This is a genomic window from Sulfitobacter sp. F26204 (assembly GCF_026410305.1).
Classification (GTDB): Bacteria; Pseudomonadota; Alphaproteobacteria; order Rhodobacterales; family Rhodobacteraceae; genus Sulfitobacter.
Map to the genome: position 1 here is coordinate 39,744 of NZ_JAPMLQ010000002.1, position 19,437 is coordinate 59,180.

A 19,437-nucleotide genomic window follows, 5' to 3' on the forward strand; every position below is an offset into this window, starting at 1 on the left:
ACATCGCGCAAAGAAGAAATCACGGGAGGCCGAATTTTGCCAGCGCATCGCGGACCTAGTCAGGTACGTTGTCGATGCCGGAGGCACCCCAAGGGTGACATCGTGCAATTCGGCGGGCAGCCAGCCAGCCTCCCTTGAGACCGCCGTGCTTTTGCAGAGATTCAAGCGCATAGGCGCTGCAGGTTGGTTGATAACGGCAATTGAAGCCGATCCAGGGACTAAAAAGCAAACGATAGCCATGCACGGGCAAAGCGAGGAGCCGAGCCAGGGGACTCATGCTTTGATACCATGCAGAACGTCGAGGGCTTTGACAAAATCAGACTGGAGTTGGGCGAAGGGAAGGGACGCCGTTGCGCCCTTGCGTCCGATCAGGACATAATCGTGACCGGGTTGCCCCAGATCGAGCAAAGCGAGGCGGGCGACCTCGCGCAACCGGCGTTTCGCCCTGTTTCGCGCAACGGCATTTCCGACTTTCTTGGAGCAGGTAAAGCCGACACGGATGGCCTCCGGCGCTGTGGCTTCATCACTGCGGCGTTTTCGCATTTGCAGGATGAAACCTGGCTTGGCCACATGGGCCGCCCGCGTGGCTCGTTGGAAATCAGCCCGCTTTCTCATGGTCACAAGACGTGACAAAGCCGCCGACGGCGTGATCCCCCGGGCGGCGGTGTCGCCATCCTTGGGAGCCTTCAGCGGTGCCATAACTGTAACAGGATGAGCCGCTTCAGGCGCTCAGCTTGCTCCGGCCTTGGGCGCGGCGAGCGTTGATGATCTTGCGTCCGGCTTTGGTCGCCATGCGCGCACGAAAGCCGTGGCGGCGCTTGCGGACGAGGTTGCTGGGTTGAAAGGTGCGTTTCATCGCTCCGTCTCCATATAATGTCGAGCCGTCCCCGGAATCGGGGGTACAGCAATAATTCAAGCCCGTGCTTTAGTGGGCTGCTTGGGGCAAGTCAAACCCTATGGCGTGGAAAAGACCGCGATCTGCAACATTTTTCCATGACACCGGGTATGAATGTTTCAATACCTGTCCCGATCTCGCGCGGGACCACGGAAATTGTCACCTTGGTTCAAGGGCGCGTGAACGCCCTATCAACAAGAGGCGTATCAGGTCAGGTTGAGTGGAACAACAGATGCCATTGGCGCAAAAGGGTGCAATAGATGAGTGTAATGAGTGAAACATCACCACCAAAGTCCAGGGTGCGTCGGTACCTTCCACTGATCGCAATCATCGTTGCGGCGGTAATCGGTGCCTTTACTCTGCGCGACTATCTTAGTTTTGATGCGCTGCGCGACAACCGCGAAGCGCTGATCGCCTTGCGTGATTCCAACTACCTGTCCACGGTGCTGGTATTCATTGTCATCTATGTGGCGATTGTCGCGTTTTCCTTGCCTGGTGCGGTCATTGCCACGCTCACCGGCGGTTTTTTGTTCGGAATCGGGCTGGGCACAATGTTCAACGTTGTCGGTGCCACGCTCGGCGCAACATTGATTTTTCTCGCGGCGCGGATGGGCTTGGGTGACAAGCTGAGGCAAAGGATGGATGCCTCTGACGGAGTTGTGGCCAGGATCAAGAGGGGCATCGATGAAAATCAATGGTCGATGCTATTTTTCATCCGGTTGGTGCCCGCGGTGCCGTTCTTCGTTGCCAATCTGATCCCGGCCTTTGTCGGTGTGCCCCTTTTCCGATTTGTTCTGTCTACATTTATTGGCATCATTCCGGGGACGTTGGTCTTTACCTCGGTCGGGGCCGGCCTGGGCGAGGTATTTGCCAAGGGCGATTCTCCCGACCTTGGGATTATTTTTGAACCACATATCCTGTTACCTATTCTGGGTCTGACGGCACTCTCGGTTCTGCCTGTCGCCATCAAGGCGGTCACCGGCAAAAAGGACTTAATGAAATGAAACGTATCAAGACCGATATTCTTATCATTGGGGCCGGGTCCGGCGGGTTGTCAGTCGCCGCAGGTGCCGCGCAAATGGGCGCTGATGTGGTCCTGTTGGAAGGACATAAAATGGGGGGCGATTGCCTGAACTACGGCTGCGTGCCCTCCAAGGCGCTGATTGCAAGTGGCAAGGCGGCGCATTTGCAGCAGACTGCGCAACAATACGGCGTTGCGAATGCCAAGGGGACAGTCGATTACGTAGCGGCCAAAGATCATGTTGCTGATGTGATCGCTCAGATTGCGCCAGTGGACAGCCAGGAACGGTTCGAGGGCCTCGGCGTCAAAGTGATCCGTGCCTTCGGAAAATTCATTTCGCCGGATGAGGTGATGGCGCGGGATACGGTGATCAAAGCCCGACGTATTGTGATCGCAACCGGATCATCGCCCTTGGTGCCGCCGATTCCGGGTCTGGAGTCCATATCCTACGAAACCAATGAAACCTTGTTCGATATGCGTGAAAAACCGAAACACCTGCTGATTATCGGTGGTGGTCCGATCGGGATGGAAATGGCACAGGCGCATGTGCGGATGGGCTGTGAGGTGACTGTGATCGAAGGTGCCAAGGCGCTGGGCAAAGACGACCCCGAACTAGCATCTGTCGTGCTGGAGAGCCTGCGTGAAGAAGGCGTGGCAATAGAAGAGAACGCAATGGCCGCTGAAGTGCGTGAAACTGAAGGTGTGATTGAGATCGAAACCAAGGATGGCCGAACTTTCAAAGGTTCGCATTTGTTGCTGGCGGTCGGGCGACAAACAAACATGGACAAGCTGGATCTTGAAAAAGCCGGTGTTGTAGCAAGCCGCAACGGAATTGAAGTCGACGATAGCCTGCGCACAACGAACAAAAAGGTATATGCGATTGGCGATGTGGCGGGAGGGCTGCAATTTACCCATGTTGCGGGCTATCATGCGGGGGTGATCATCCGTTCGATGCTGTTTGGCCTGCCGTCCAAGGCCAGGACGGCACACATACCCTGGGCGACTTATACCGATCCAGAGTTGTCCCAGGTCGGAATGACCGAGGCACAAGCAAAGGAAAAGCATGGTGATAGACTGGAGGTTGTCCGTTTTCACTATTCACATAATGACCGCGCCATTGCCGAACGCAGAACCAAAGGTTTCATCAAGGTCATGGTCGTGAAAGGCCGTCCAGTCGGCGCGTCGATTGTCGGGTATCAGGCGGGCGAATTGATTAATCTATGGGCGCTTGCACTGGCAAATAAAATGAAAATGAGCCAGATTGCCGCCATGGTTGCCCCCTATCCGACAATCGGCGAGATCAACAAACGTGCCGCAGGTGCCTATTTCAGTCCGCGCTTGTTCGAGAGCGATATGGTCAAGCGTGTCGTCGGGTTTGTCCAGCGGTTCCTGCCATGATGCGCAGCTCTGACCTGATACCGGTAACGCGCGTCCACGACGACGCACGACCCGTCAGCCCGACAGGCTAAAGCAGATGTTGCATTCCCTGTCCGGCCGGCTGCTGATCCTGACGACGGTTTTCGTGATGATCGCCGAAATCCTGATCTTCGTTCCCTCCATCGCACGCTTTCGAGAGGATTATATGCTGAACCGGCTTGAGCGGGCGCAGATTGCCTCGCTTGCCCTGTTGGCGGACGATATGCTGGATCCGGCGCTGGAAGATGAACTGCTCAAGAATGCGGGGGTTTTCAACGTCGTGCTGCGCCGAAACGAGGTGCGCCAACTGATGTTGTCCTCGGATATGCCGCAAATGATTTCCGAAACATTCGATCTGCGCGATGCCACCGCACTTACGTTGATCCGCGATGCGATGCGGCGCATGATCACCCGCGAACCCCAGGTCATCCGTGTCATCGGGGCCCCGGTTCGCGATGCAGGATCATTGATCGAAATCACCATGGAAACTTCGCCGATGCGGACGGCGATGATCGACTATGGCATGCGTATCCTGCTGTTGTCCGCGGTCATATCCGTCATTACGGCCGTATTGTTGTTCGTGGCCCTGCGTGCGCTTTTGCTGAAGCCGATCAAGAGGGTGGTCGGGCATATGCAGCGTTATGCGCTGGCCCCGGAGGACGCGCGGCGGATCATTGAACCTTCAGCCAGCATTACCGAGCTGCGCGAGGCGGAAGTGGCGTTGATGACTTTGCAAACGGATCTGACACAGGCGCTCAAGCAAAAGGAACGCCTGGCGCAACTGGGGTCCGCGGTCAGCAAAATCAGCCATGATTTGCGCAATATCATGACCTCGGCACAATTGTTCACCGACCGGATCGAAATGTCCGAAGATCCCACCGTCAAGCGCATGGCACCCAAGTTGGTTGGCTCGATCACCCGTGCTGTACATCTTTGTGAAAGCACGCTGGCTTTTGGCAAGGCAGAAGAACCGGGGCCGACCTTGACGATGGTGGCGCTTGCCGGCTTGCTGGAAGATGCAGTTGAAGGGGAGAAATTGGCCAGTGGTGAACATGCCATCAGCTATGGTGTGGATATTCCTGCGGGTATGATGGTGCGCGCCGATCCTGAGCAACTTTACCGTGTGATTTCAAATCTGGTGCGCAATGCAAGACAGGCCTTGATGGGAACGAAACAAGGGGGTGAAATTGCTGTGCTGGCTCAGGAATCGGAAACCGCTTGGGTGATTGAGGTCTCGGACACTGGGCCGGGCCTGCCAGCCAAGGCGAAAGAGCATTTGTTCGCACCCTTTCAGGGCGGCGCGCGAAAAGGCGGGTCGGGTTTGGGATTGGCGATCGCCGCTGAATTGGTCAAAGGCCATGGCGGCCAGCTCGCCCTGGCGAAAACGGACGCGCAAGGCACGATGTTTCGGATAACTCTGCCCAAAGGTGATGGCACGGTTTAGGTGACTCAACGATTGTCGCAGTTTGTGTGAAACTTGCACTTGCAAAGGCGGAACAGTCCAACTAAACCGCGCCCTAGTGGACCGATAGCTCAGCTGGATAGAGTACCTGACTACGAATCAGGGGGTCGGGGGTTCGAATCCTCCTCGGTCCGCCACTTTTCCCCCGTCTTCTTTTCTTGCCTGTCTGCCCTTCGGCAACACCTGTAGTGGGGTCGCATTTGCCCACACTGAATGCGGTGAAGGTCCTGGTGAATTCGAGGCCAGAGTGACCTTGCGGTGACAGGGTGACGGCACTTTGGCCCGGAGGGGGCAGGCATCGATCTGATTGATCTTCGACGGCTCTGTGTTGCATCCTGTTGGGAGATGTCAGTGTGGGGTGCTTTTTCACGCGATTATCGAGCCGCTGCAGGAGTGTGGACCTCGCCGCAGCTTTTCTCATAAGGATACAAGAATGCTCAACGGAATACGCATCATCGAAATCGAGGGGATTGGCCCTGCACCGTTTTCCGCGATGCATCTGGCAGACCTGGGTGCGGATGTCATTGTAGTGCATCGAAAGGGTGGGGCGGGTTTGCCGATCCTCGCTGAGAATGCGGTCATTGATCGCGGTAAACGCTCTATCGAATTGGATCTCAAGGCGACTGATGATGTTGCGGTATTGAAACGCCTGCTGGGAACTGCCGATGGGTTGATCGAAGGATTTCGTCCAGGTGTGATGGAGAAACTAGGCCTGGGCCCACAAGATTGTCAGGCGGTTAATCCCGCACTTGTTTACGGGCGTATGACTGGCTGGGGACAGGAAGGACCGATGTCCTCCATGGCCGGACATGATATGAATTACATCGGGGTGTCGGGGGCTTTATGGTATGCATCGTTGCCGGGGCAACCCCCAGTGGCACCGCCGACGCTGGTGGGTGATATTGGCGGTGGGGCAATGTACCTGACGATCGGAATGCTGGCCGGTATTCTGAATGCGCGCAGAACCGGTGTGGGTACTGTTGTCGATGCCGCGATTGTCGACGGGTCGGCACATATGATGAATTTACTGATGGCGTTGCGTCAGTCAGGACCGCAAAACTCTGACCGGGGGACCAGCCTGTTGGATGGGCCGCATTGGAGTCGTAGCTACGCTTGTGCCGACGCGAGGTTTATCAGCGTGCAATGTCTGGAGCCCAAATTTTACAGGATTTTTCTGGAAAAGCTGGGGTTGGAAGATGACCCTGATTTCGCGGCGCAGTTTGATCAATCAAGTTGGCCAAAGGCAATCCGCCGGTTGGTTGATTTGTTCGCCTTGCATCCCCGTGATCATTGGGCGGATGTTTTTGCGAACTCCGATGCCTGCGCTGCGCCGATCCTCAGCCCGGATGAGGCATTGAACCATCCTCTGAGCAAAGCGCGCGGTATCTGGTATGAGGACGACGCCTTGCAGGCCACATCGGCCCCCCGCTTTGACGGGCGGATGTCCCGCTCGGGAAAGCCGCCCGCACGCGGAGAACATACCGATGAGATTCTGGCTCTGCTTGAGGCCGAGCCCTGCAGCAAAGACTGAACTGTGCTATATCTTGTCGACTGGTTTTGGCCCGGATGTGAAAACATTTGAGGGGTGACCGTGTTGTGTGCGGTCTCATATCCGGCCTGTATGAGGTGTAGTATGTTGATATTTTTATATCTTTCTGCCAGCATTTTGCCAATAGGGTGCCCGCAGCCTGGGTTTGAATATCTTCCCGCTGTCTTCGCGCGGCAGTGACTTGTGAAAGTCGATAATGCGTGGATATTTGAAACGGGACAGCTTGCCGTCTAAAAACGCCATCACCTCTGCTGGGTTTGGAGTCCAGTTTTCTGATGGCTCGATTGCTGCAACAATCTGCTCGCCGAATTCCGTATCTGGGGCACCAAAGACGGCGACATCGCGGACAAAGGGCGCGCGCATCAATAGGGCTTCGATTTCCGCCGGAAATACATTTGCCCCACCGGTGATGATCATATCCTTTTTGCGGTCTGTGATGAACAGAAAACCCTCATCGTCAAGCCATCCCAGATCACCCACCGAAATATGACCATGCTTTTCCGCCGCCTTCCGGCTTGCGGGATCGTTTGAATATTCAAAGCCGCCAAAGGCATCCATCCTGGCGTGAATTTCACCGACCTCTCCCGCGGGCAACGGATTGCCATCGGGATCGAGGATCAGAACAGTACCTCCCATTTGCATGCGCCCTGCTGTTCCCGGTTTTGCCAGCGCCTCTTGGGAGGAAACCAGCGTCATGAACCCGATTTCGGTTGCGCCGTAGCTTTCCCAGAAAACAGGTCCCCACCAGTCGATCATCGCAACTTTCAGATCATGGGGCCAAGGGGATCCTGTTGAGATACAGAATTCGATGGAAGACAGATCATAGCGTGCTTTAATGTCCTCCGGCAGTTTGATCATCCGGTTCATCATGGTGGGCACCAGGTAGATATGCGTGATCCGATGTTTTTCGATTGTTTCCAGAAATGCCTCTGGAACGAATTTGGAGGCGACCAGGACCGAAACTCCCTGAGTCATCAGCGCGGCATTGGTGAGGGTCGAGGGGGCGGAATGATAGAGTGGTGCCGCTGTAAGAAACCGCGATCCGGGTTTGAGGCGGAGCATCTCCTGGCCTACTCGTGCGAGGATCTGTTCGAAATCTTTGACGGGGCCTGAGGTAATCTTGCGCACGCCTTTCGGTGTGCCCGTCGAACCGGATGTGTAGCGCATCAAGGGCCGCATCATCTCGCGGTGTTCAAGCGGTGGATGGGCGTTGACCAGATTCCGCCACTCAGGGCTTTCGGGGTCTGTCGCTGCAGCACTGTCGTCAATGCCGTAGGCCTCGCGCAGGGAGGTATCCGGTGAGACGCCAATCACCTGCCGTCCGACAAGGGCAGGGCGCATGGCATCAATCAAATCGCGATGCGTGATGACAAAGCGCGCACCGCTGTCGTCGCAAATCGCGGCAACTTCCGCTGCTGCCGCGTGCCAGTTGAGCGCGACAATCACCGTGCCCGCCAAAGCAGCTGCACGCAAAATCTCTAACTGTGCCAGTTCGTTGCGCATCAGAACCGCAACCGGAACATCAGCACCGGCTCCCATCGCAACGAGGGCGGCGGCACCCTGTCGTGCCTGCATTTCCAGGGTTTCGCGTGAAATCTGTTGATCAAGGTCCGCAACAAATGGCTCTGGCATGATGTTTCTCCTGTAGCGGAAGGCGGCCTGGGGCGTGGTGACTGAACAAGGCACTGTCCGGAACGGTGCCAGGAAGAACCTAGCACGTTTAGAAAACCAATGCCTGACTTCCTTTGTCACGGGCGGTGACAGGTTGCTCAATTCTTGCAGTTTTGCGATTCTGCGATGTCTGGGGCATGCCGGTTGTCGCTCTGTGTGACATGCTCGGATTTATGGTTGGAGTGGAAGTCGAGGAATCGGTGTCGGTTACAGGTGTCCCGCTTTGGCTTCTGGCGGGGCACATCTGACCAGCATGTTGTGGTTTGAGGATGTGTTCAATCCGGCACAGACATGGCAAGGGATTGAGGCTGTTTATTGGCTTAAGGCAAATGTCGATCCGGTTGTGTCCGGGCGCGATGCGGCGCTGCTGCGCCACAGGCTATGCAGGACAACGACCCCGATGAGGATCAAGAGTGGCCCGATCAAGGCGGGGGGATTTCCGTTTGAGTTCGGGCTGACCAGATCAATGATGACCGTCACAGCGATGCCGTAGAAACCGATGATCCAGGCCGCAAGCGTGATCAATGCCTTTTGGAAGTTGTTCGCATGATGCGCTACCGTCGGATATAATAAACTGGCCGCAATGGTCAGGATCGCGAGATCGTAATCGTAGTTGTACGGGCTGACCAAAGCCGAGAAAAAGACACCGACACCAAGCATGTCGCGGTGCAACAACCCTATCTGCATCAAACGAAGTAACGCGGCAAGCGCCCCCAAAACCAGACCGCCATGCAATATCAAGGCAGCCTTGTGGTCCAGTCCGATAGAAAGGCCAAAGGCATAAATGGACGACATGCGGAAAATCGTGAACTGGTTGTTTTGAAAGGCATCGCCCGTGGCAGATACGCCGTCGAAAAAGGCACGCCATGCCTGTGGGCCAAGAAACAGAAAGGACAGGGCGCAGAAAACAGCAACGGTGGCCAATGAGGTGATTGCCAATAGCCAGCGCCGGTTGATCAACGACCAGATACCAAAGCCGATTGCGAGATGCGGCTTGATCGCCATCAAGCCCAGAGGCACGCCCGAATAACGCGATTTGCGCAACGCCAGGACGCAGGTGCACCCGATCAATGTCGCCATCAAAAGACTATTCTGTCCGCCGCGAATGATTAACGTGATCAGCGGCAGGAACAGAATGATCGTGATTTGAAATGTACGGGGATCCAGACGCCGCAATGTCCAGATGAACAAGAACAAAGTGCCAGCCATAAAGATGGGATAGGCAAGCCATGCGGGCAAATACCCAAGCGGCGCGATGACCAGATCAAACGTCGGCGGGTAACTCCAAAGCAATTGTGTACCATTGAATCCGGCCAACACGGCTTGGCGTTCGGTAAAGGTTGCGATGTCATATGCAGCGGCCAGATTGCCTTCTGCCATCATCACACTGGCAAGGTGAAAGGCATCAAAATCCAGTAATTTGGTTTTGTCCAACACGTTGGGCAGTGCAAATTCGAGAGCAACATAGGCAATCAACAACAAGGCACAGACCAAAAGGCCAAAAACAGTGGCGGGTTTGAGAATCATGGAGTTGCCCTGTCAGAAAAGGCCCAGAAACGGGCGCCGATGAAAGAGAGGGCAGGTACGATAAATCCGACGCAGATCATCGCCTGAGCCAAAGAGGCCCCCAGCCCGGTTGCAAGCGCTGTGATCGCGCTGCTTAAAACCAATGAACAGGCAGACAAGGCCAGAAACCGCCGGAGATGGACGACATCCGGGGCATCGACACGAAAGGTGAACCGCGCGTGACCCAGAAAGGAAACGCCAAATGCCACAGAAAATCCGGCAAGGTTCGCGACCATCGGTCCAATCTGAAACACAAGCCCGACAGCAAGCGCCACGGCCACATGAACAAAGGTTGCGCAAAGGCCGATCCCGGCAAATCGCAGGATTTGCAAAATGGTGGAAACAGGTGTCTGCGCCGAAGCGGACATTTTCACACCGTTACTCCGTCCGCGGCAATGTCATCACCGATAAAACGCGAGCGTACGATATAGAGCGGGCGGTCGCGTACTTCGGTCAGGATACGTCCGACGTATTCACCTACAATGCCGATCGCAATCAACTGCATGCCGCCAAAGGCCAGGATAAGCAGCAGGGTAGAGGCGTAGCCGGGCACGTCAGTGCCGTAGATCAATACGCTGATCAGATAATACAGCCCGTAAAAGAATGCCGCCATCGCCAGTCCTGTTCCCACGTAGGTCCAGATGCGCAGCGGCTTTGTGGTCGATGAAAAAATGCCATCCAACGCCATGTTCCAGAGTTTCCAATACCCCATCGTGGTATGACCCGCGCTGCGTTCTTTACGGTTGTAAACGACCTCGGCTGTCTGAAATCCAACCCAGCTGAACAATGCCTTATTCAGCCGTGCCCGTTCACCCATTGAACGCAGGACATCGACAACCTGTCTGTCAAGCAGACGGAAATCACCGACATCGGATGGCATGGGATGATCTGCCAAAGCGTTGAAAACCTTATAAAATCCCTGTGCAGTTGTGCGTTTGAACCAGGTGTCTTGCGACCGATCCCCGCGCCGCGCGTTGACGATTTCCGCGCCGGCGCGCCATTTTTCTATCATTTCGATGATTACGTCAGGTTCGTCCTGCAGATCTACGTCAATGGGAATGATCGCATCGCCCCGGGCATGCTCCATACCTGCACAAAGGGCGGCTTCCTTGCCAAAGTTCCGCGAAAGATTGATCAGGCTTATCGTCGTATTATCACGCATGAAGGAACGGATCGCAAATTCGGTTCCGTCTTTGCTGCCATCATTTACAAACAGGATTTCCCAGTCGATGTCGGGAATGTTGCCCTTTGTAATGCCTTGAATTGCTTCCAGAAACGGTTTTATCGCCCGTTGTTCATTATAGACAGGCACCAGAAGCGTGACCAACTTGTGCGTTATATTGACGGGCTGCGCGGTGCTGCGCATTTCGGGTATATCTGGTGCTTGCATCACTTTGGCCCTCGGGAAATGTGCCCACCGGAGATGGCGGGCGGAACTGATCAGGGCGACAATCACAAACAAAGATGGAGATAATGTGTCGAGATACGGTCTTCATCGTGAAGCGGCACCCGTAAAGATGCGGTGATCTTTTCAGGCAGAACATCCCCCGCGCTGAACAGCTGAGACACCGGATATTAACTGGATTTTTCGCCCTTTTCGGTACCAATTAGCCGGGATGAAGTCAGGGAACGCTGCTCCACAGAGGGAGCTGACGCAGCGTCATTTTACGAAGGATTTTGGTAAAAGTTACATTTTTTCCCTTGCGCACCCGGTGCGTCGCCGGGTCGAAACAGGGGGCCTAAAACAGATCAAACGCCCGATCACGGCGGCATAGACGGCACAAACGCTGTCGAATCGTCTAATCCTTTCCTTTTTTCCTGCGATCAAGCTGAACTCTTGTACCGTTTGATACGCCTGCTAAATTTCTCGTTGTAAATTGATCAACGAGTCGTCAGTCTATGAGGCGACAAATAATAACCTGGCCGCGAACTTTATGCGGAAACAGGAACAACGGGGATGTATCAGAATGACTTCAACCGACGAGGCCTTTGTCGCCTTCGATCGTGTACAAAAGAGCTATGACGGCGAGACACTTGTTGTCAAAGATCTGAACCTCTCAATGCCAAAGGGTGAATTCCTGACCATGCTTGGGCCATCCGGGTCGGGGAAGACAACCTGTCTGATGATGTTGGCGGGCTTTGAGACAGCTACACATGGTGACATTTTGCTGGACGGCGTGTCGATCAACAATATCCCGCCACACAAACGCGGTATCGGCATGGTGTTTCAAAACTACGCGCTTTTCCCGCATATGTCCGTTGCTGAAAACCTGTCTTTTCCGCTGGAAGTGCGTAAAATCGGCAAATCCGATCGTGAGGCAAAGATCACCCGTGCGCTGGACATGGTACAGATGGGTGATTTTGCCGGGCGCCGACCCGCACAATTGTCCGGTGGACAGCAACAACGTATTGCCCTTGCGCGTGCTCTGGTCTTTGAACCCGAACTGGTTTTGATGGATGAACCACTTGGGGCCTTGGACAAGCAACTGCGTGAAACTTTGCAGTTCGAGATCACGAATCTCGCACATCAACTGGGCATTACAACTGTCTATGTCACCCATGATCAGACCGAAGCGCTGACAATGTCGGACCGTGTCGCCGTGTTTGACGATGGCCGTATTCAGCAATTGGCACCGCCGGATGAATTGTATGAAAAGCCAGAGAACAGTTTTGTTGCGCAGTTTATCGGCGAGAATAACACGCTTGAAGGTGTCGTTCAGGAGATCAAGGGTGAAACCTGCATTGTAAAGCTCGACAGTGGCGACATCATTGATGCTGTGCCGGTCAATGTGACGTCAGTTGGCGAGCGGACCAAGGTGTCGATCCGACCAGAGCGGGTCGAATTCAAGAAAGAACGCCTGCAGGAAGGCACCCATACGCTGAAAGCAGAAGTGCTGGAATTTGTTTACATGGGGGATATTTTCCGTACCCGCCTGCGGGTTGCAGGGCAGGATGAATTCATCATCAAAACACGCAATGCACCGGATCAAGAGCGCCTGACACCAGGTCAGATGATCGAGATAGGGTGGTTGCCACAGGATTGCCGGGCGCTGGATGCCTAAAAGGGTCAGCGCAACCGGACAAATGGATACGCGGCCGCCCGGGCTGTGTCCTTCCACTATCAAACCGGGCAGAAATAAACGGGAGATTTCGATGAAAGTTACGATGAAACTGATGGCTACGTCATGTCTGACACTGACTGCGGCAATGGCGCAGGCAGATGGGCATATGGCCAACGAAATGACGATCGTAAGTTGGGGTGGCGCCTATTCTGCATCGCAGCAGGGCGCGTATCACGACCCCTATACTGAGAAAACCGGCGTCACGATCATCAATGATGAATCCTCTGCCGAGGCCGTGGCCAAGCTGCGTGCGATGAACGAAGCGGGCAATGTCACATGGGATGTGGTTGATGTGGTCGCTTCCGATGCGATCCGCCTGTGTGACGAAGGTTTGGCGATGGAAATCGATCCGGACGAAATGCTGGCGGACGGCCACGACGGCTCCAAGGCATCCGAAGACTTTGGTGACTTGCTGGTTTCGGACTGCTTCATTCCGCAGATCGTTTATTCCACCACTGTCGGTTATCGTACCGATCTTGTTGGTGACACGCCCCCGACCGAGATTTGCGCCCTGTTCGACACAGAGACATATCCCGGTAAGCGCTCGCTCGAAAAGCGTCCGATCAACAACATGGAATGGGCTTTGCTGTGCGACGGTGTCGCCAAGGATGATGTCTATGACGTGCTGGAGACCGAAGAAGGTCAGGCGCAGGCATTTGCCAAGCTGGACACCATCAAGGACGATACCATCTGGTGGTCTGCCGGTGCCGATACACCACAGTTGCTGGCTGATGGTGAAGTCATCATGGGGTCTACCTATAACGGCCGCCTGTTCGCTTTGATCGAAGAAGAAAAGCAGCCGGTTGCGATGTTGTGGGACGCACAGGTGTTCGACCTGGACGGTTGGATCATTCCAACTGGTCTGAGTGATGAGCGCAAGGCACGTGCATTGGACTACATCATGTTCGCTACAGACACGCAGCGTCTGGCGGATCAGGCCAAGTACATTTCCTATGGTCCGGCTCGTAAGTCATCTGCACCACTGGTGGGCAAGCACGCCACGCTGGGTATCGATATGGCACCACATATGCCGACCGACCCAGAGAATGCCAAGAATACATTCCTGTACAATTATTCCTGGTGGGCTGATTACCGCGATGATCTGGATGCGAAATTCCAGGCATGGCTGTCCAAGTAATAGCTACCGGAGGGGGCGCGGTTCGCTGCGCCCCTCTCCTCTCTTTCTAACAAGATCAATGTATTGCCTGCACAATACGGACCGAACCCAGCAAGGGATGCCAAATGTCTGACTCCGTGATCGCCGCCGATGGCCGTCCGCTCAAAGCATCGCTGAATCGCGCTCTGCGCCGCCAAAAATTGCGGGCACTTGCGCTGATCGCTCCTTTGCTGATCTTTATTCTGGTGTCATTTGTGATGCCGATTGCAGACATGTTGTTTCGTTCCGTTGAAAACGAAATTGTTGAAAATACCTTGCCGCGCACGGTGACGGCGCTGGAAGGTTGGGATTCTTCCAGTGATCAGGTGCCGGGTGAAGAAGTGTTTGAGGCGCTTTATACCGATCTGGCAATCGCGGTTGAATACAAGTCCCATACGCGCCTGGGCAGCCGTTTGAATTACGAAGCGACTGGAATTTCCTCTCTCTTCCGCAAGTCTGGCCGTCGGGTCAAGAAATTTGATACCGATATTTATGCAGAGGTTTTTGCCGCAGCGGATCCGGCATATGCGGATCCCGGACAATGGGCCGCCTGGATGTCGGACGATACCGTCCGTGCGCAATTGCCCGTGACCACAAGTGCCTATGATGACTGGGCACAGATGATCATCGACACCGATGGTGATATTCCCGCAGAAGAAACACCCTGGAATTTTGTTTATACGGCCCTTTTCCAGGATGCCGCTGCCGGCGCCTCCCTGCCCATTGCTGTCGATGTTTCCACGGTCGAGCCGGTGTCGCTGCGGGCGGAGTTCGGCGACCTTGATGACAAATGGCTGGACCCAGAGGTCTGGCAGACCATCAAGATCTATTCACCCAAGTTCACCAATGGATATTTCCTGAATTCTGTGGACCTGATGAAGGGGCCCGAGGGCGTTGAATCGCGGCCCGAAAACCAACAAATCTATATCAAGTTGTTCGTGCGTACCCTCATCATGTCCCTGTCTATCATGGGCATGTGTGTGTTGTTGGGATACCCTATCGCTTGGCTATTGGCGAATTTGAAAGCACGGACTGCCAACCTGTTGATGATTCTGGTGTTGTTGCCGTTCTGGACATCGCTTCTGGTTCGGACATCTGCCTGGAAGGTATTGTTGCAACAGCAGGGTGTGATCAATGACACGCTTGTCTGGATCGGAATTGTCGCCGATGACAACCGTCTGGAACTGATCAACAATCAAACCGGCACAATCATCGCGATGACGCATATTCTGCTGCCGTTCATGATCTTGCCTTTGTATTCCGTGATGAAAACCATCCCACCCAGCTATCTACGTGCAGCCAAATCTCTGGGTGCGACCGACTGGACAGCTTTCTGGCGGGTGTATTTTCCTCAGTCTGTGCCTGGTATCGGTGCGGGCTGCATTCTCGTTTTCATCCTGTCTATCGGTTACTATATCACGCCGGAACTGGTGGGCGGAACCAAGGGTGTCTTCATCTCGAACCGGATCGCTTATCACATTTCAAGTTCTCTGAACTGGGGGCTGGCGGCGGCGCTGGGCACGATCCTGCTGGCGATCGTGATGGCGCTGTACTGGGCGTATGATAAAATTGTCGGTATCGATAACGTGAAGTTGGGGGGCTAAGGCCATGTCAGGATTGCCACCATATGCAACGACGGGCCAACGCGCCTGGTATTATTCCTTTCGCGTAATTTGCGGGTTGATTTTCTTTTTTCTGATCGCGCCGATCATGGTGATCATACCGCTTTCGTTCAATGCAGAGAATTTCTTTACCTTTACTCCAGAAATGTTGTCCCTTGATCCGGCGGGATTCTCGACCAAACACTATGAGGATTTCTTTACCAATTCTGATTGGCAACATGCGCTGCGCAACTCGCTGAAAATTGCCCCTGTTGCGACCCTACTTTCCGTTTCGTTGGGCACGCTTGCGGCCATCGGCCTTAGCCAAAGTCATGTTCCGTTTCGCCGCGCCATCATGGCGATCCTGATCTCGCCGATGATCGTACCATTGATCATTTCAGCCACGGGCATGTATTTCTTTTATTCCAACCCCTATATTCCGACACCCTTTGGCAAGATCGAATTGCCCTTTACCCTGACCGGTACCTATCTGGGTGTGGTCCTTGCCCATGCTGCACTGGGCATTCCATTTGTGATCATTACTGTGACGGCGACTCTTGTGGGTTTCGACAATTCGCTGACGCGCGCCGCCGCGAACATGGGGGCAGGGCCGATCACAACCTTTTTCCGCGTGCAAATGCCATTGATCCTGCCGGGAGTGGTTTCTGGTGGTCTGTTTGCCTTCATCACCTCATTTGATGAAGTGGTCGTCGTTCTGTTTGTTGGCTCTGCCGGTCAGAAAACGCTGCCATGGCAAATGTTTACCGGCCTGCGTGAACAAATTAGTCCGACGATCCTTGCTGTTGCTACAATCCTCATATCGGTGTCTATCGTTTTGTTGTTTGTTGTCGAACTCTTGCGTCGCCGTTCGGAACGGTTGCGGGGATTATCACCCAGCTAAGACAGCCAGAGCCGTCCGGGCAGACCCGCGGGCGGTGCGACGTTGGCAAGTTGCATCAAATGCCAGGCAAGAACCTGGTTGCTGGACAGGACTGGCTTGTTGATCTTGCGTTCTATCGCGTCGATGATGTCCAGGGTGCGCAGGTTCGTGCAAGACAGGAAAACGGCTTCGCAAGCCGTGGAACGCCCCATTTCGACCGCTGCGTCAATGATTGAGTCTGCGCTGATCCGGACGACATTTTCTTCCAGCGATTCCTCGAAGCTTAGCAGACGGATGACATTGATCCCTGCTTCTTCCAGTACTTGCCGCAATTGATTGGAAATGGTGGCGATGTAGGGCGTGATCAGACCCAGCGTCCTGATGTTCAGGGCAGCGCAGGCCGCGACAAGTGAGGTCACGGGATCGGTCACATGATCGGTTGCAACACCTTTCTTGATCAACCCGGCGACCTGTCGGGCACCGATCTGTGCGGTTGCGGAGGTACAGCCATAAGCGACCGCGCCAAACCCTGCGCCGCGCGGCAATAATTCAGCAGCAGCGGTAAGCTTGCCCTGCATCTGCGTGATCATCTGCCTGTCCAGTTCGACACCTGAAGCCACACGGCTGACAAGCATTTCGGTGCTGAGCGGCAAAAGGTGCCGCATGTCACGTTCAAGCGTTTCATCGGCTTGCAAAACCACCAACCCCAGTTGAACAGGTCGGACCGTCGTGAGTGTGTAGGGCACCGCCATCAAAGCACCCTTATGGCTGGCCCTTGGGGGGCAGAAAGCCATTCCGGAGCGTCCCCAGTCACAACGATATTTTCTTCGTGCACCATGATTTGACCGTTCGGCAAGGTCATTCCGGGTTCCAAAGTCAGGACCATGCCGGGCAACAAGGGGGTGTGGTCATTGGCGATCACCGATGGCCACTCGGTCAGTTGCAGACCCAAACCATGCCCAAGCCGACCGGCTCCTGATCCCGCATTGTCGGGATTGACCAAAGTGTTCATTGCATGAAACAGATCTGATATTAACGTCCCCGGTCGTGCAATTTCAAAGGCTGCATTCACGGCCTCGATCAGCCGCACATGCGCTGACAGCACCTGATCACTGGGCCGACCGACGCTGAAATTTCGATCGAAATCGCAAAAATAACCATCCCAGACCAGCCCTGTATCGAGCATCAGCACATCACCCGGTAGCAACGGCGCATCTGTCGCAGGCGAGATGACATCATCGTAACCACCCTGACCGGCCCCACCCGCCAGATAGGGAACCCAATCAGCGCCTTGATCCAGACATAGGCGCTGAAAATCCCGAAAGACCCGCGACAGCGGCACCTTCGCTTGCGCGATTTCAGGCACGCGGTCAAACGCGGTAGTGGCAATTCTCGCAGCAGTTCTGATCTTGTCGATTTCGGCCTTTGATTTCACCATCCGTAACTGTCTGGTCAGCCCGGCGTCACTGACGATCTGCCGAGGGGCAAGAAGGTGCTCTAACTGTCTGAAACTGGCAAGGGGCATGCGCAGGTGGCTTTCCATCTGATCTGCGATGCCGATGCGCTGACCTGTGGCAGTGACTTCCATCAGGGTATTTGCCAAAAGGGATATGCCGTCATCGGTGTAGTCCGGCGCTTGCCAGGTTCGCAGATCATCAAGCCATGTTTGCCTCATGAGGGGCTCTCCGATTGTCGGAATAACCGCGATGGGATCGCCTGATTGCGGCATGACAACAAACCAGGGGCGCGTAGGGCTTTCCCAGAAGCGGGTCAGAAATCCTGAATAATATTGCACCTCGGCCTGCATGGTAAGCAGCAAGGCCGCCAGATCGTTTTGGGCCATCAGGTCCTGGGCACGTTGGCAGCGGTTTCGAAACTCGGTTGCGGAAAACCCTCGCGGTGGCAGGTCCATCACGCGCTCGCTTCGCTCAGGATCACCAAAACGCGAGATTCTTTGGTCAAGCCAAAGGTCGCTGGGTCCTGCGCCGCGACCAGAAGCCCCGCAATTCCCGCCGCCCCGGATGGGGTGGACGGCAGCCCAGCCTCGGCACTTGCAGAGCTTCCGCTTTCTCCTTCGTCTTCGGTCACAAGCATGAAAAAATCTGCGTCGCGCGCCAACCCCTTGAGAGCGATCAGTGACGGTTCTTTGCAATCCAGCCGCCCCATCTCAGAGGGCGGGCCGGTTGTGACTTGTGGCGCGCCTGCCGCCATCGAGGCGAACAAAGCGGGTGCATACTCCGGTTCGACAACGGTGATTATTGGACCAGCCCCCCAAATCTCGCGTGCCAGGGCCGCTGTAGATGCGGCCAAACCGCCAACACCGGCCTGCAGGAAAATATGTGTCGGCGCGGTCTGCATTTGACCTGCTGCTTCGCGCAGCAGTACCAAATACCCTTCCATCAACCGATGCGGGCGCGCAATATAGCCGGGCCATGAACTGTCCGACAGCAAGGTCCAGCCCTGTGCCTGCGCTGCCTCTGCAGCCGCCTGCATGGCCTGTTCATAGATACGCCCTTCGCGACGGACGTCAGCCCCGATACCACGCAACCTGTCGGCAAAGCTTTCGGGTACGGTTTCAGCAAGAAATATGACGGACTTTGCGCCGAATGCGGCTGCGCCTGCTGCGACAGACAAACCGTGGTTTCCCGCGCTTGCCGTAACATATGTTTGCCCCTTGGTCTTTGCGTGTTCTGCATCATACGCAATTACATAGGCGGCACCGAGTGCCTTGAAACTACCTAATCCCATGCGACCGCGTTCGTCTTTGACATACACATCGGCGACGGCGGCTTGTGTCGCCAGGTGATCGGACCTCACCAGCGGCGTCTGTTGCGCGACGGGACAGCGCGCCAGAAGTGAACTGGGCGTTTCGGCATCAACGCTGGGCCAGGGAATATCAGAAAGAGCGGTCTGGACCTGATGGCGTATTTCAGACGAGGGGTGGATATGTTTCATGGTACGTGGCTATCACGAGAGGCGGGGCTACGGAATAATTTTCGCAAGACATCTGGGCATTGTCCTTGTGATCTATTGGCGGAATCCTAGGGTGGGTTGTCTGAAACTGCGCTTGTGACGGCTGTTGCAGTCCTGACCGGCAT

General features: G+C 55.1%; 18 protein-coding genes and 1 tRNA gene. 9 read left to right on the plus strand and 10 right to left on the minus strand.

The features are described 5' to 3' along the window. Positions 1–55 precede the first annotated feature (55 nt). Genes yidD through rpmH form a run of 3 tightly spaced genes read right to left on the minus strand, consistent with a single transcriptional unit; the run spans position 56 to position 856 of the window. Positions 56–277, minus strand: a complete 222-nt coding sequence (gene yidD, locus OS190_RS04055) for a membrane protein insertion efficiency factor YidD (RefSeq protein WP_267157394.1) — start codon at positions 275–277, stop codon at positions 56–58. Continuing rightward, positions 274–699, minus strand: coding sequence for a ribonuclease P protein component (rnpA, locus tag OS190_RS04060; RefSeq protein ID WP_267157395.1), 426 nt, complete (start codon positions 697–699; stop codon positions 274–276). The genes yidD and rnpA overlap by 4 nt, the downstream gene beginning before the upstream one ends. Before the next feature lie 22 nt (positions 700–721). Then, positions 722–856 (minus strand): 50S ribosomal protein L34, encoded by a 135-nt coding sequence (rpmH, locus tag OS190_RS04065; protein WP_025045894.1) that lies wholly within the window; start codon positions 854–856, stop codon positions 722–724. A gap of 308 nt (positions 857–1,164) precedes the next feature. Here rpmH and OS190_RS04070 point away from each other — a divergent pair, with 308 nt between their 5' ends. The 5 genes from OS190_RS04070 (at position 1,165) to OS190_RS04090 (ending at position 6,325) form a co-directional block, all read left to right on the plus strand. After that, positions 1,165–1,899, plus strand: coding sequence for a TVP38/TMEM64 family protein (locus OS190_RS04070; protein ID WP_267158287.1), 735 nt, complete (start codon positions 1,165–1,167; stop codon positions 1,897–1,899). Continuing rightward, on the plus strand, positions 1,896–3,314 hold the full coding sequence (locus OS190_RS04075; RefSeq protein ID WP_267157396.1) for a dihydrolipoyl dehydrogenase family protein: 1,419 nt from the start codon (positions 1,896–1,898) through the stop codon (positions 3,312–3,314). Before OS190_RS04070 ends, OS190_RS04075 begins: the two co-directional genes overlap by 4 nt. A gap of 76 nt (positions 3,315–3,390) precedes the next feature. Continuing rightward, on the plus strand, positions 3,391–4,776 hold the full coding sequence (locus OS190_RS04080) for a sensor histidine kinase (protein ID WP_267157397.1): 1,386 nt from the start codon (positions 3,391–3,393) through the stop codon (positions 4,774–4,776). 78 nt (positions 4,777–4,854) lie between these two features. Then, positions 4,855–4,931, plus strand: a tRNA-Arg gene (locus tag OS190_RS04085). A gap of 296 nt (positions 4,932–5,227) precedes the next feature. Further along, complete coding sequence (locus tag OS190_RS04090; RefSeq protein ID WP_267157398.1) at positions 5,228–6,325, plus strand: CaiB/BaiF CoA transferase family protein; 1,098 nt, start codon at positions 5,228–5,230, stop codon at positions 6,323–6,325. A 114-nt stretch (positions 6,326–6,439) separates the two neighbouring features. Here the strand turns inward: OS190_RS04090 and OS190_RS04095 are convergent, their stop codons facing one another. The 4 genes from OS190_RS04095 to OS190_RS04110 all read right to left on the minus strand — a co-directional run bounded on the left by OS190_RS04095 (position 6,440) and on the right by OS190_RS04110 (position 10,970). Continuing rightward, the gene (locus OS190_RS04095) at positions 6,440–7,975 is read right to left on the minus strand and encodes an AMP-binding protein (protein WP_267157399.1); all 1,536 of its coding nucleotides are present in this window, start codon (positions 7,973–7,975) and stop codon (positions 6,440–6,442) included. Between the two features lie 351 nt (positions 7,976–8,326). Continuing rightward, positions 8,327–9,541: a glycosyltransferase family 87 protein gene (locus OS190_RS04100; protein WP_267157400.1), complete on the minus strand. Its 1,215-nt coding sequence runs from the start codon at positions 9,539–9,541 to the stop codon at positions 8,327–8,329. Further along, on the minus strand, positions 9,538–9,948 hold the full coding sequence (locus tag OS190_RS04105) for a GtrA family protein (RefSeq protein ID WP_267158288.1): 411 nt from the start codon (positions 9,946–9,948) through the stop codon (positions 9,538–9,540). The genes OS190_RS04100 and OS190_RS04105 overlap by 4 nt, the downstream gene beginning before the upstream one ends. 2 nt (positions 9,949–9,950) lie before the next feature. Beyond that, positions 9,951–10,970 carry a glycosyltransferase family 2 protein gene (locus OS190_RS04110; protein WP_267157401.1) on the minus strand — a complete coding sequence of 340 codons (1,020 nt, stop codon included), beginning with the start codon at positions 10,968–10,970 and terminating at the stop codon, positions 9,951–9,953. 577 nt (positions 10,971–11,547) lie between these two features. Here OS190_RS04110 and OS190_RS04115 point away from each other — a divergent pair. From OS190_RS04115 to OS190_RS04130, 4 genes are all read left to right on the plus strand, one after another. Then, complete coding sequence (locus tag OS190_RS04115) at positions 11,548–12,642, plus strand: ABC transporter ATP-binding protein (protein WP_267157402.1); 1,095 nt, start codon at positions 11,548–11,550, stop codon at positions 12,640–12,642. A gap of 91 nt (positions 12,643–12,733) precedes the next feature. Continuing rightward, positions 12,734–13,840, plus strand: a complete 1,107-nt coding sequence (locus OS190_RS04120; RefSeq protein WP_267157403.1) for an extracellular solute-binding protein — start codon at positions 12,734–12,736, stop codon at positions 13,838–13,840. A gap of 104 nt (positions 13,841–13,944) precedes the next feature. Then, positions 13,945–15,462 (plus strand): ABC transporter permease, encoded by a 1,518-nt coding sequence (locus OS190_RS04125; RefSeq protein WP_267157404.1) that lies wholly within the window; start codon positions 13,945–13,947, stop codon positions 15,460–15,462. Positions 15,463–15,466: 4 nt separating this feature from the next. After that, complete coding sequence (locus tag OS190_RS04130; RefSeq protein WP_267157405.1) at positions 15,467–16,360, plus strand: ABC transporter permease; 894 nt, start codon at positions 15,467–15,469, stop codon at positions 16,358–16,360. Here OS190_RS04130 and OS190_RS04135 read toward each other — a convergent pair. The 3 genes from OS190_RS04135 to OS190_RS04145 are packed head-to-tail and all read right to left on the minus strand — an operon-like array spanning position 16,357 to position 19,294. Continuing rightward, on the minus strand, positions 16,357–17,091 hold the full coding sequence (locus OS190_RS04135) for a maleate cis-trans isomerase family protein (protein ID WP_267157406.1): 735 nt from the start codon (positions 17,089–17,091) through the stop codon (positions 16,357–16,359). The genes OS190_RS04130 and OS190_RS04135 overlap by 4 nt on opposite strands. Next, positions 17,091–18,251, minus strand: a complete 1,161-nt coding sequence (locus tag OS190_RS04140) for a M24 family metallopeptidase (protein WP_267157407.1) — start codon at positions 18,249–18,251, stop codon at positions 17,091–17,093. The genes OS190_RS04135 and OS190_RS04140 overlap by 1 nt, the downstream gene beginning before the upstream one ends. Beyond that, positions 18,251–19,294, minus strand: coding sequence for a pyridoxal-phosphate dependent enzyme (locus OS190_RS04145; protein WP_267157408.1), 1,044 nt, complete (start codon positions 19,292–19,294; stop codon positions 18,251–18,253). The genes OS190_RS04140 and OS190_RS04145 overlap by 1 nt, the downstream gene beginning before the upstream one ends. Positions 19,295–19,437 lie beyond the last annotated feature (143 nt).

Coding starts and splice junctions, on each gene's coding strand:
- OS190_RS04135 (WP_267157406.1), bottom strand. CDS start 17,091: ATGGCGGTGCCCTACACACTCACGACGGTCCGACCTGTTCAACTGGGG.
- OS190_RS04140 (WP_267157407.1), bottom strand. CDS start 18,251: ATGGACCTGCCACCGCGAGGGTTTTCCGCAACCGAGTTTCGAAACCGC.
- rpmH (WP_025045894.1), bottom strand. CDS start 856: ATGAAACGCACCTTTCAACCCAGCAACCTCGTCCGCAAGCGCCGCCAC.
- OS190_RS04130 (WP_267157405.1), top strand. CDS start 15,467: ATGTCAGGATTGCCACCATATGCAACGACGGGCCAACGCGCCTGGTAT.
- OS190_RS04115 (WP_267157402.1), top strand. CDS start 11,548: ATGACTTCAACCGACGAGGCCTTTGTCGCCTTCGATCGTGTACAAAAG.
- OS190_RS04105 (WP_267158288.1), bottom strand. CDS start 9,948: ATGTCCGCTTCGGCGCAGACACCTGTTTCCACCATTTTGCAAATCCTG.
- OS190_RS04080 (WP_267157397.1), top strand. CDS start 3,391: ATGTTGCATTCCCTGTCCGGCCGGCTGCTGATCCTGACGACGGTTTTC.
- OS190_RS04090 (WP_267157398.1), top strand. CDS start 5,228: ATGCTCAACGGAATACGCATCATCGAAATCGAGGGGATTGGCCCTGCA.
- OS190_RS04095 (WP_267157399.1), bottom strand. CDS start 7,975: ATGCCAGAGCCATTTGTTGCGGACCTTGATCAACAGATTTCACGCGAA.
- rnpA (WP_267157395.1), bottom strand. CDS start 699: ATGGCACCGCTGAAGGCTCCCAAGGATGGCGACACCGCCGCCCGGGGG.
- OS190_RS04075 (WP_267157396.1), top strand. CDS start 1,896: ATGAAACGTATCAAGACCGATATTCTTATCATTGGGGCCGGGTCCGGC.
- OS190_RS04120 (WP_267157403.1), top strand. CDS start 12,734: ATGAAAGTTACGATGAAACTGATGGCTACGTCATGTCTGACACTGACT.
- OS190_RS04145 (WP_267157408.1), bottom strand. CDS start 19,294: ATGAAACATATCCACCCCTCGTCTGAAATACGCCATCAGGTCCAGACC.
- OS190_RS04070 (WP_267158287.1), top strand. CDS start 1,165: ATGAGTGAAACATCACCACCAAAGTCCAGGGTGCGTCGGTACCTTCCA.
- OS190_RS04100 (WP_267157400.1), bottom strand. CDS start 9,541: ATGATTCTCAAACCCGCCACTGTTTTTGGCCTTTTGGTCTGTGCCTTG.
- OS190_RS04110 (WP_267157401.1), bottom strand. CDS start 10,970: ATGCAAGCACCAGATATACCCGAAATGCGCAGCACCGCGCAGCCCGTC.
- yidD (WP_267157394.1), bottom strand. CDS start 277: ATGAGTCCCCTGGCTCGGCTCCTCGCTTTGCCCGTGCATGGCTATCGT.
- OS190_RS04125 (WP_267157404.1), top strand. CDS start 13,945: ATGTCTGACTCCGTGATCGCCGCCGATGGCCGTCCGCTCAAAGCATCG.